This window comes from Pseudomonas sp. MG-9, from assembly GCF_018729515.1.
Taxonomy (GTDB): domain Bacteria; phylum Pseudomonadota; class Gammaproteobacteria; order Pseudomonadales; family Pseudomonadaceae; genus Aquipseudomonas; species Aquipseudomonas serboccidentalis.
Window position 1 is genome coordinate 746,464 of sequence record NZ_JAHHZH010000001.1, and the last position, 11,674, is coordinate 758,137.

The window sequence follows — 11,674 nt, forward strand, 5'->3', positions numbered from 1 at the left end:
TATCGCGAGCAGGCTCACTTCTACAAGGTTTACTGGCTGGTAGTCAGGCAGCACATCGCTGGGCTAAGGTGTTTCTACGTCCTCGCCCATCGAGTCCCCATGCGCTTCCTCGCCCGTACCCACCCTCGCCTGTCCGCCGCCGCTCTGGTCGGCCTTGCCACCGGTCTTCTGGTCCCAGCCGAATCCATCGTCGGCAACTTTCTCATCGGCTGGAACGCCGGTGTCTGGACCTACCTGATCCTGATGTTATGGCTCGCCGCGCGCGCCAAGGCGCCGGACGTCAAACGCATCGCCGTCATCGAAGACGAAAACGCCGGACTGGTGTTGTTTGTGGTGTGTATTGCGGCGTTGGCGAGCCTGGCCGCCATCACTCTGGAGCTGGCCGGCACCAAGGATCTGGATACCCATCACAAACTTCTGCACTACGCGTTTACCGCGCTCACGGTCGTGGGTTCATGGCTGCTGATCGGCGTGATCTTCTGCGTGCACTACGCGCGCCTGTTTTACACCTGGGATGGCAAGGAACCGGCATTGCGTTTCGCCGAAGGCCTGACCACGCCCAACTACTGGGACTTTCTGTACTTCTCGTTCACCATCGGCGTGGCGGTGCAGACCGCTGACGTCGGCGTCGCTACCCGCGATATTCGCAAGATCGTGTTGGCGCAATCGCTGATCGGCTTCGTCTTCAATACCGCGATTCTAGGGTTTTCGATCAATATCGCCGCCGGACTATTTGGCTAAGGCCATATCCCATTTCCAGACGTTATTGGCTGATCCATTGAGCGCTTGAGCGTTCGCGGTCCAGTGCCAGTCATCGCCGACAGTCACAGATACGCTTACATTCACTTGACGACCAAGCGGGTTCTGGTGTTTCCTGAAACCGGTTTCAGCGCCATGCCAGCCGTTGGACCAAACACATCCAATAATAAGGTTTTCAGACCGTGAACGACTTCTCCGCCGCCCAGCGCAGCCGCGTGACCATGCTCGATGTCGCCGAACGCGCTGGCGTGTCCAAGGCCAGCGTCTCGCGCTTCATCGGTGATGACCGCGCCCTGCTCTCCGATGCCATTGCCTTGCGCATCGAACAGGCCATCAGCGAACTCGGCTACCGTCCGAACCAAATGGCCCGTGGTCTGAAACGCGGGCGCACACGCCTGATCGGCATGCTGGTGGCCGATATCCGCAACCCTTATTCGATTGCCGTGATGCACGGGGTGGAAACCGCCTGCCGTGCGCACGGTTACAGCCTGGTGGTGTGCAACACCGACCGCGACGACGAGCAGGAGCGCCAGCATCTGGCGCTGTTGCGCTCGTACAACATCGAAGGGCTGATCGTGAACACCCTCGGGCATCACCGTGAGGAGTTGCACGAACTGCACCGCGAAATGCCGTTGGTGCTGGTGGATCGCAAGGTCGATGGCCTCGACAGCGACATGGTCGGGCTGAACAACCCGCAAGCTGTTGAGATGGCGCTCACGCACCTTGAACAGCGTGGCTACCGCGACATGTTGCTGGTGACCGAACCCTTTGACGGCACCAGTTCGCGCATCGAACGGGTCAGCAGTTTTCAGTTGCAGATTGCCCAGCGTTCCGGGTTGACCGGGGCGGTACTGGAAACCGGCCCGTCCCTTGCGACGCATCTTCAAGACTTTTTAAACACGCCGGCTAACGGACCCAAAGCACTGTTCTGCGCCAACGGCGTGGCCGCGCTGGCCTGCACCCTCGCCCTGCGCGAAATCGGTTGCCGGTTGTTCGAGGACGTGGGGCTGATTGCCCTGGATGACCTGGACTGGTATCCGCTGGTGGGCAACGGCATTACCGCCCTCGCCCAGCCGACGGCCGAGATCGGGGCGCGGGCGTTTGAGTGTCTGCTCAAGCGCTTGCGTGGGAATGTCGAGGCCGTGCGCAGGCTGGATTTTGCGCCGGTGCTGGTTGAGCGGGGTTCTACCCAAGGATCTTTGCGGTGATTGTTGTGGCGCCATCGCGAGCAGGCTCACGCCTACAGGGGAGCGCATTCAAAATGTAGGAGTGAGCCTGCTCGCGATGGCGCCCGAAAGCCCGACAAAGATCCATCAGATTTTTTTTGAACAAAAATGAAACCGGTTTCAGAGGTAAATAACAATGAATAAACCTGCCGTTTCCATCAGCCTGTCCAGCTACGGCGCCGACCTTGTACGCCAGCGCGGGCAGGACTTCTTCATCGAGGTGCTGGCCGCTGCCGGCGCCGATCGCATCGAATGGCGTGAAGAGCTGCTGACCCGTGAAGTGCCTGAGCAACTGCAGGCCGCCACCCAGGCGCAGGGTCTGCAAAGCATCTATTCCTCACCGACCGAACTGTGGCTTGCCGGTCAGTCGCGGCCCAATCCCGAGTTGATCAGCGCCCTGCAACATGCAGAGGCGTTTGGCTCGAAATGGCTGAAAGTCTCGCTCGGTTACTTCACCGACAACTGTGATCTGCAGGTGCTGAAACAACTGCTGGGCAACAGCCCGGTGCAGTTGCTGGTGGAGAATGACCAGACCTTGCATGGCGGCCGCATCGAGCCATTCCAGCGCTTTTTTGCTGCCGTCGAGCAGCACAACCTGCCGATCAAAATGACCTTCGATATCGGCAACTGGCAGTGGCAGGATCAGTCCGCCACCAACGCCGCACGCCTGCTCGGGCGGCATGTCGGCTACGTGCATTGCAAAGCCGTAGCCCGCCGCGCCGACGGCAAACTGGTCGCCGTGCCACCGGCCGTCAGTGATCTGCATGTGTGGGAACAACTGCTGCGGCACATGGCCCAAGGCGTTATGCGTGCCGCCGAATACCCGTTGCAGGGCGATGACCTGGTGGCGCTGACCACCGAGCACGTCGCCGCCCTCGCCCGCCTTGGCCAATCGCGCCTGGAGCCTGCCCATGTCTGATCTCGATATTCTGTCGTTTGGCGAAACCATGGCGATGCTGGTCGCCGAGCAGACCGGTGATCTGGCCGAAGTCGAACACTTCCACCGACGCATCGCCGGCGCTGACAGTAACGTGGCGATCGGCCTGTCGCGCCTGGGCTTCAACGTGGCGTGGCTGAGCCGGATCGGCAACGATTCCCTTGGGCGTTTTGTGGTCGAGACATTGATCAAGGAAGGTCTGGATTGCAGCCATGTCGCGGTCGATCACCAGCACCCGACCGGTTTCCAGTTCAAGTCCCGCAACGACGATGGCAGCGACCCGCAGGTCGAGTATTACCGCCGTGGTTCGGCGGCCAGTCATCTGTCGCCACAGTCGATCAATGCCAGCCTGCTGAGCGCCCGTCACCTGCACGCCACCGGGATTCCACCGGCGCTTTCAGCCACCGCGCGGGAACTGTCTTTCGAGCTGATGACACGCATGCGCCATGCCGGGCGCAGCGTGTCGTTCGACCCGAACCTGCGCCCGAGCCTGTGGGCCAGCGAGCAAGAGATGATCCGCGAGATCAACCGCCTCGCCGCCCTCGCCCATTGGGTGTTGCCGGGGTTGAGCGAGGGCCGCTTGCTCACCGGGTTTGAAGACCCGGCGGACATCGCCGCGTTTTATCTCGATCAGGGCGCCGAAGCCGTGGCGATCAAGTTGGGGCCGCAGGGTGCCTATTACCGCACGCATCTGGATCAGGGTTTTGTCGCCGGGGTGCCGGTGGCGACCGTGGTCGATACCGTCGGCGCGGGTGACGGGTTTGCCGTCGGCATGATCAGCGCCCTGCTGGAACATCAGAGCTTTGCCGAGGCGGTGCAACGCGCGAACTGGATTGGCAGTCGGGCGGTGCAGAGTCGCGGGGACATGGAGGGTTTGCCGACCCGGTCCGAGCTGATCGCTGAATTCGAGGCCGCTGATCGCGAGCAGGCTCACTCCTGCATTTGAAATGCGTTCCCTTGTAGGAGTGAGCCTGCTCGCGATGAGGCCCGCCCAGACAACCCATTAATTGAACCTGCTGCGACAAAAACAACAAGCTCAGGAGCAAGACCATGAAAACTGCAACCCTCGCCGCCCGCCGCTGGTGGTACATCATGCCCATCGTGTTCATCACCTACAGCCTGGCGTATCTGGATCGCGCCAACTACGGCTTCGCCGCCGCGTCCGGCATGGCCGCCGACCTGATGATCACCCCGGGCCTGTCTTCGTTGCTCGGGGCGCTGTTCTTCCTCGGCTACTTTTTCTTCCAGATACCGGGCGCGATCTACGCGCAGAAACACAGCGTGAAAAAGCTGATTTTCGTCAGCCTGATTCTCTGGGGCGGGCTCGCGACGCTGACCGGCGTGGTTTCCAACGCTTATTGGCTGATCGTTATTCGCTTCATGCTCGGCGTAGTCGAAGCGGCGGTGATGCCGGCGATGCTGGTTTACCTGTGTCACTGGTTCACTCGCGCCGAACGCTCGCGGGCCAACACCTTCCTGATCCTCGGCAACCCGGTAACGATGCTGTGGATGTCGGTGGTCTCGGGGTATCTGGTGCAGCATTTCAGCTGGCGCTGGATGTTCATCATCGAAGGCTTGCCGGCGGTGCTCTGGGCGTTTATCTGGTGGAAACTGGCCGATGATCGTCCGGCCCAGGCCACGTGGCTGAGCGATCAGGAAAAGCACGACCTGGAAAGCGCTCTCGCCGCCGAACAGGTCGGCATCAAAGCGGTGAAGAACTACGCCGAGGCGTTCCGTTCGCCGAAGGTGATCATCCTGGCCCTGCAGTTTTTCTGCTGGAGCATCGGCGTCTACGGCTTTGTGTTGTGGCTGCCGTCGATCCTCAAGGCCGGCGCGCAAATGGACATGATCGAAGCCGGTTGGCTGTCGGCGCTGCCGTACCTGGCGGCGGTGATCGGCATGCTCGCGGTGTCGTGGGGCTCGGACAAATTGCAAAAGCGCAAACGCTTCGTCTGGCCGCCGCTGCTGATCGCCTCCATTGCGTTCTATGGTTCCTACGCCTTGGGCGCCGAGCATTTCTGGTGGTCGTACACGCTGCTGGTGATCGCCGGCGCCTGCATGTACGCGCCTTACGGGCCGTTCTTCGCCATCGTTCCGGAGATCCTGCCGGCCAACGTCGCCGGTGGCGCCATGGCGCTGATCAACAGCATGGGCGCGCTCGGTTCGTTCGGCGGTTCGTACCTGGTCGGCTATCTGAACAGTTCCACCGGTTCGCCCGGCGCTTCGTACCTGCTGATGAGCGGCGCGTTGCTGCTGTCGGTGGTGCTGACGATTTTTCTCAAGCCCGGTGCCAGTGATCGCGTCGTGGCCAAAGCCGTAGTCACGCGTCCCGTGCCGGCTCACTCCTGAAGAGATTTTTGCCCATGGAAAAGCAAGTCGTGCTGTACAAGAAACTCTCGCCGGCGCTGATGACGCGCCTGCAACAACACTGTGACGTGACGCTGATCGACAGCCTCGATGCCGATGGCCTGATGAAACTGCGCGACGCCCTGCCCGGCGCCCACGGTTTGCTCGGCGCCAGCCTGAAGCTCGACGCCGCGTTGCTCGACCTCGCGCCGCAACTGGAGGCGATTGCCAGCGTCTCGGTGGGCGTCGACAACTACGACATCGACTACCTGACGCGACGCAAGATCCTGCTCAGCAATACCCCGGACGTGCTCACCGAAACCACCGCCGACACCGGTTTCGCGCTGATCCTCGCCACCGCCCGGCGCGTGGTGGAACTGGCGAACATGGTGCGCAGCGGCCAGTGGCACCGCAACATCGGCCCGGCGCATTTCGGCACCGATGTGCATGGCAAGACCCTGGGCATCATCGGCATGGGCCGTATCGGAGAGGCCTTGGCCCAGCGCGGGCATTTCGGTTTTGGCATGCCGGTGCTTTATCACAGTCAGTCACGCAAACCGGCGGTCGAGGCGCGTTTCGATGCGCAGTACCGCAGTCTTGAAGCGCTGCTGCAAGAGGCAGATTTCATCTGCCTGACTTTGCCGCTGACCGCACAGACTGAAGGCCTGATCGGCGCCGAGCAGTTCGCGTTGATGCGCCCGCACAGCATCTTCATCAATATCTCGCGGGGCAAAGTCGTGGATGAAACGGCGCTGATCGACGCACTGCGCCATCAGCGGATTCGTGCGGCGGGGCTGGATGTGTTCGAGCGTGAGCCGTTGAATCACGATTCGCCGTTGTTGCAGCTGAACAATGTGGTGGCGACGCCGCATATGGGGTCGGCGACGCATGAGACGCGAGAGGCAATGGCGCGGTGTGCGGTGGAGAGTCTGTTGCAGGCTTTGAGTGGGGAGAAGCCGGCGAATCTGGTGAATCCGGCGGCTTGGCAGGGCTGAAATCTTCAGTGCCTGTCCGATCGCCATCGCGAGCAGGCTCACTCCTACATTTGAAATGCGTTTCCCTGTAGGAGTGAGCCTGCTCGCGATGAGGCCGTTTCAGCCAACACAAAACTGTCAGGCACTGCGCGCCTGCAACAGCCGCACCGCACACAACGCAATCCGCGCACAGGCATCGGCCAGTTTCACCCGGTCCAGCACCAGCCCGATGCGAATATGCCCCGCTGCACTGGGCCCAAACGCCTCACCAGCCAGCACCGACACGCCGTAATCTTCCAGCAACCGCTCGGCAAACGCCTGCGCGCCAAACCCGGTCTGGCGCACATCGACCATCACGAACATCCCGCCATCCGGAAGAATCGGCTGCAACCCCGGGCAACCGCGCAAACGCTCGCACACCAGGTCGCGGCGCAAACGGTATTCCTCGCGCATCTGCATCACTTGCGGCAGATCGCTTTGCAGCGCGACCTCCGCAGCTTTCTGCACGAAATCCGGCAGGCCGAAGAGCATGCTCAACGACAGGTTCACCAGATGTTCGGCCAGCGCTTTCGGGCCGATCGACCAGCCCACCCGCCAACCGGTCATGGCATGGGATTTGGACAGGCTGTTGATGGTCGCCGTACGTTCGGCCATGCCCGGCAGGCTCGCCGGGCTGATGTGCTCGCCCTCGTACAGCAGATCGCTGTAGACCTCGTCGCTGATCAGCCATAAATCGTGACGTACGCAGAGCGCCGCCAGCTCTTGCCAGATCAGCAGGGAGAGGCTCGCGCCGGACGGATTGTTGGGGCTGTTGAGCAACAGCACGCGAGTCTTGCGGGTGATCCGCGTGGCGACATCGGCGGGGTCCACCCGAAAGCCGTTCTCCGGCCTCACAGGCACCGGCACCACCGTCGCGCCGCACGCGCCGAACACGCCTTCATAGGTCACGTACATCGGCTCGGCGACGATCACTTCATCGCCAGGGTCCAACAGGCATTGGGCCACCGAATACACCGCGCATTGCGCGCCGGGCAGCACGATCACATGCTCGGCATCCACCACCTGACCGCTGCGCCGCTGATGGCGGGCGGCGATCAACGTGCGCAGCGCCAGGCGGCCACGCACCTCGGAATAATGGGTATCGCCGGCCAGCAGGCTGTCGATGGCGCCGTGGATGATCGGTAATGGCGTATCGAAATCCGGATCGCCCACGCTCAGCAGCAGGATATCGACCCCCTCGGCGCGCAACGCCAGCGCTCGGTCATGGATCTTCCAGGCCGCTGCGCCCTCCCCGGCGATGCGTTGGGTCAAGGCTGAATAGCGCATGCACGTCTCCTGATTGCGCGGTGTCCAGCCTTCACCGTATCTCAAATCACGAAACGCGCCACCCACTCGGGCTACAAGGTGAACGAGAAGTACAACTGCGCATAGTGCAGAACTATCACTGAGCAGTCTAGCTGTCAGAGTTGACAGTATCCGGGGCACAAGCATAACGATCTAATGATCCAGTACAAACCTGACTCGGTTATTGCCAACCCATTACAATTACGGAGTAACAAATCATGAAAAAGCTAAATAACCAGAGCCCTCCACCGGTCATTCCAGATGCATTAGCAAACATCCCGGGCGGCCAAGAAAACCTGATCCCCACAAAGATATTAGAATCTCCCCTGCGAGTACTGATCCCAGATTTTACACGTGGAAACATGTTTCCAGGGATTCAGGGATATGTCGAATTAAATTTATCAGGAATACCAGTGCGTGAGACGCGCTTTCCCTTTACCACCCCTATTGATCCGAGCACTTTCCCTATTATGGTCCACATTCCCGTTGGCCCCATTACAAATGAAGGAACTTACGAAGTTGACTACACTGTCAACCTTGGAGGAAATGTAGAACTTTCAGAATCCAATTATTTTACAGTCGATAGAACTGCTCCAAATGATGGAGAACCAGGACAAGCACCGAAATTTCCTCCAGAAATCATCAGGCAAGGTATTACGCAGGACTATCTGGATACGAATAACGACGAAGTTCTAATTACTATTTCGCATTACAAAGGACAGCGACTCGGCGAAACCATCCCTTTTTATTACGGCTCGTTTGATGCTGATCCAGTTTCAACTACCAAGGTAAAAGATGCAGACTCAGACACCATTGTCAGGCTCAGTGGCAACACTATTCGCGAGAAAGGCAATGGCAATAAAATTGCCTACTATCGTTTGAAAAGTCGCGCAGGAATTCAGGGGCCGAGTTCACTCTCACTTTTCATCAAAGTAGACTTGTCTTGAAGCAGTTGATTCGCCGAAGAGAGCACGCACTCGTCGGCGCAATCGCATTTCTCAAATCACAAAACGCGCCACCATGGCGTTCAAATCCACCGCCAGTCGCGACAGCTCATGGGTGGCGGCGCTGGTCTGGTTGGCCCCGGCCGCCGATTGCGTGGCCAGATCGCGGATGTTGACCAGGTTGCGGTCGACTTCGCGAGACACCTGCGCCTGTTCTTCCGAGGCGCTGGCGATCACCAGGTTGCGCTCGTTGATCTGATGGATCGACTGGGTGATCTGCTCCAGCGCCACGCCGGCGGCGCGGGCCATTTCCAGCGTGGTCTGGGTACGCTGGTTGCTTTGTTGCATCGACGAAACCGCTTCACCGGTGCCGTTCTGAATACCGGCGACCATTTTTTCGATTTCCTGGGTCGATTGCGCGGTGCGATGGGCCAAGGCACGCACCTCGTCCGCCACCACCGCAAACCCGCGACCGGCTTCACCGGCACGTGCCGCTTCAATCGCAGCGTTGAGGGCCAGCAGGTTGGTCTGCTCGGCGATGGCGCGGATCACGTCAAGCACCTTGCCAATATCGCGGCCCTGTGCGGCCAGGCCTTCGATCATCTGCGCGGTGTTCTGCACGTCGTGGGTCATGGTCTGGATCGCGTCGACAGTTTTCACCACTTGGTCGCGACCTTCGCGGGCGGCCTGAGTCGACTGGTTCGAGGCTTCGGAGGTCGACACGGCGTTGCGCGCCACTTCTTCCACAGCTGCGGTCATCTCGTTGACGGCCGTCGCCGCCTGTTCGATCTCGTTGTTCTGCTGTTGCAGGCCACGGGAGGCTTCTTCGGTGACCGCACTGAGTTCTTCGGCAGCAGCGCCCAGTTGGGTGGCGGAGCCGGCGATCTGTTCGATGGTTTTACGCAGGTTAGTCTGCATGGTAGCCAGTGCCTGCAGTAACTGCGTGGCTTCGTCCTTGCCGTCGACTTCGATGGTTTTGCTCAAGTTGCCCTCAGCAATGGTTTGTGCCGCCGCCACCGCGCGATTGAGCGGCGTGACGATGCTGCGGGTCAGCAGCAGTGCCAACAAGACCGTGGCCAGCGCGGCAATCACCGCAACGATGATGATGCCGGTAATGGCGCTGTCGTAATGCTCGCCGGCCTGAGTGGAGGCGACTTTGGCGCCTGCGGCGTTGATCCCGATCAGCTTGTTGAGCTGCTCGCCCATCTGGTCGGTGCCGTCCTTGATGCGCGTGTTGATGAGCGTGCGCATCTCCTCGACCTTGTCCTGGCGCGACAGCTCCAACATCTGGTTTTGCGCTTGCAGGTAGTTGTCCAATGTCGTAGCGAACGCCTTGTATTGCGCCAGCTCTTCGCTTCCGGCAGGCAATGCCGCGTAGCTGGCCTGGGCGCTGCGTACCTTGTCCACCAGCACGCCGATGCGCGTCTGCGCTTCTTGCAGAGCGGCAGGCTCGCGGTTGACCAGAATCCGGAACGACAGAATCCGCAGGCGCAGAACGTTTTCCGTCACCACGCCAAGGTACGTGACACTGGGCAGTTGATTGGTCTCCATGTCGATGGAGGCCTGGCGGATGGTCGACATGCGATTGACGGCGAACACGCCAAGGACGATCACCAACAAGGCGATGAAGGCAAAACCGAGGAAGGCACGGGGCGCGATATTCAGGTTACGCAAGGACATGATTGGACTCTCGGATAGAGGTAGCTGCGAGCGTCCTTGCCGTCTTCACTGGCCCTGGGGGCGGGGCCAGTCCGGCGTCACTGTTCAAGGGAATCTGTGTGCGCCTGAACTCTGTATCGGCCAGGCTTTAGGAAGGTTTCGTGTGTTACAGAATTATTTTTCAAGGTGTTTCAATACTGAAACACTTGCATGCTCTCTGTAGGAGCTGCCGCAGGCTGCGATCTTTTGATTTTGTTTTTTCAAGATCAACAGATCGCAGCCTTCGGCAGCTCCTACAGGGTTTGCTCAGGACTTCGCGGCCATCGTCCAGACGCGGGCGATGTCGGTCGCCCGCTCACGTAGCAAGCGCGGGGCTTCGGCGCAGGCTTGCTCCAGCGTCATCGGGCCGCTGGTCACGGCGAATGCCGCGTCGATGCCGTGGTCGTAGAGTTCCTGATAACCCTCACCCAACGTCCCGGCGATGACGATCACCGGCACGCCATGTTGCTTGGCGACCCGCGCCACGCCGAACGGGGTCTTGCCGCGCAAGGTCTGCGCATCGAATCGGCCTTCACCGGTGATCACCAGATCGGCGCCATTGACCGCTTCGGCCAGGCCTACCAGTTCCGCCACCACGTCGACGCCGGCCTGAAATTGCGCGCCGAGAAACGCCTTGGCGGCAAAACCCAATCCGCCGGCCGCGCCACTGCCCGGTTCATCGCGAACATCCTTGCCCAGCGCTTGCGCGCACAGTTCGGCGAAGTGCCCCAGCGCCTGATCCAGTTGTTGCACCTGGGCCGGTGACGCGCCTTTTTGCGGGCCGAAAATCGCCGAGGCACCGTGTGGGCCACACAGCGGGTTATTCACGTCGGCGGCGATGTCGAAACGTACCCGGGCCAGACGCGGATCCAGATCATTCAGGTCCAGTCGCGACAACTGTGCCAAGGCCAAACCGCCCGGCACCAACGCCTGACCCTGCGCATCAAGCAGTTTCACCCCGAGTGCCTGCATGGCCCCGGCGCCGCCATCGTTGGTGGCGCTGCCGCCAATCGCCAGAATCACCCGCTGCGCGCCGGCATCCAGCGCGGCGCGAATCAGTTCACCGGTGCCGAAGGTGCTGCTGATACAGGCATCACGCTGTCCCGGCGGCACCAGCTGCAAGCCGCTGGCCTCGGCCATTTCGATGATCGCAGTGTGGTTATGCGGCAACCAGCCCCACGCGGCATCAACAGAAGCACCCAGCGGCCCGCGTACCCGGGCGCGACGCAGTTCGCCTTCGCAAGCGGCGAGAATCGATTCCACCGTCCCCTCGCCGCCGTCGGCCATCGGGCATTTGACCAGCGTGGCCTGCGGCCAGACTTGCGCCAGACCCAGAGCAATGGCCTCGGCAACGCCTTGGGCACTCAGGCTGTCCTTGAACGAATCGGGGGCGATGACGATCTTCATGCGAATTCTCCAGTTCCAATGCCCTTCATGCTGCCAGTC

The 11,674-nt window shown here is 60.7% G+C and carries 10 protein-coding genes and 1 pseudogene; 7 read left to right on the top strand and 4 right to left on the bottom strand.

Going from position 1 to position 11,674, the window contains the following annotated elements; translation table 11 throughout:
* The first annotated feature begins 99 nt into the window (after window positions 1-99).
* From KKQ10_RS03425 to KKQ10_RS03450, 6 genes are all read left to right on the top strand, one after another.
* Window positions 100-741: a DUF1345 domain-containing protein gene (locus KKQ10_RS03425; protein WP_215500191.1), complete on the top strand. Its 642-nt coding sequence runs from the start codon at window positions 100-102 to the stop codon at window positions 739-741.
* Window positions 742-941: 200 nt separating this feature from the next.
* Entirely contained in the window at window positions 942-1,967 is a 1,026-nt protein-coding gene (locus tag KKQ10_RS03430; RefSeq protein WP_353844736.1) for a LacI family DNA-binding transcriptional regulator, read from the top strand.
* 154 nt (window positions 1,968-2,121) lie between these two features.
* On the top strand, window positions 2,122-2,904 hold the full coding sequence (locus KKQ10_RS03435; RefSeq protein WP_215500192.1) for a sugar phosphate isomerase/epimerase family protein: 783 nt from the start codon (window positions 2,122-2,124) through the stop codon (window positions 2,902-2,904).
* On the top strand, window positions 2,897-3,868 hold the full coding sequence (locus tag KKQ10_RS03440; RefSeq protein ID WP_127647155.1) for a sugar kinase: 972 nt from the start codon (window positions 2,897-2,899) through the stop codon (window positions 3,866-3,868). The genes KKQ10_RS03435 and KKQ10_RS03440 overlap by 8 nt, the downstream gene beginning before the upstream one ends.
* A gap of 104 nt (window positions 3,869-3,972) precedes the next feature.
* Window positions 3,973-5,271, top strand: a complete 1,299-nt coding sequence (locus KKQ10_RS03445) for an MFS transporter (protein WP_215500193.1) — start codon at window positions 3,973-3,975, stop codon at window positions 5,269-5,271.
* A gap of 14 nt (window positions 5,272-5,285) precedes the next feature.
* A complete protein-coding gene (locus KKQ10_RS03450; RefSeq protein WP_215500194.1) occupies window positions 5,286-6,263 on the top strand; it encodes a 2-hydroxyacid dehydrogenase in 978 nt (325 codons plus the stop codon).
* Between the two features lie 117 nt (window positions 6,264-6,380).
* On the opposite strand, the gene KKQ10_RS03455 is transcribed toward KKQ10_RS03450, so the two are convergent.
* On the bottom strand, window positions 6,381-7,568 hold the full coding sequence (locus KKQ10_RS03455) for a pyridoxal phosphate-dependent aminotransferase (protein ID WP_215500195.1): 1,188 nt from the start codon (window positions 7,566-7,568) through the stop codon (window positions 6,381-6,383).
* Between the two features lie 236 nt (window positions 7,569-7,804).
* Between KKQ10_RS03455 and KKQ10_RS03460 the strand changes: the two genes are divergently transcribed.
* Window positions 7,805-8,533, top strand: coding sequence for a hypothetical protein (locus tag KKQ10_RS03460; protein WP_215500196.1), 729 nt, complete (start codon window positions 7,805-7,807; stop codon window positions 8,531-8,533).
* A 51-nt stretch (window positions 8,534-8,584) separates the two neighbouring features.
* Here the strand turns inward: KKQ10_RS03460 and KKQ10_RS28680 are convergent, their stop codons facing one another.
* The 3 genes and pseudogenes from KKQ10_RS28680 to KKQ10_RS03470 form a co-directional block, all read right to left on the bottom strand.
* Entirely contained in the window at window positions 8,585-9,448 is an 864-nt protein-coding gene (locus tag KKQ10_RS28680; protein ID WP_414893021.1) for a methyl-accepting chemotaxis protein, read from the bottom strand.
* A pseudogene (locus KKQ10_RS28685) lies at window positions 9,443-10,210 on the bottom strand (MCP four helix bundle domain-containing protein); the annotation flags it as partial. The pseudogene KKQ10_RS28685 and the gene KKQ10_RS28680, both read right to left, overlap by 6 nt.
* Window positions 10,211-10,495: 285 nt before the next feature.
* Window positions 10,496-11,635 carry a glycerate kinase gene (locus KKQ10_RS03470; RefSeq protein ID WP_215500197.1) on the bottom strand — a complete coding sequence of 380 codons (1,140 nt, stop codon included), beginning with the start codon at window positions 11,633-11,635 and terminating at the stop codon, window positions 10,496-10,498.
* Window positions 11,636-11,674: the final 39 nt, after the last annotated feature.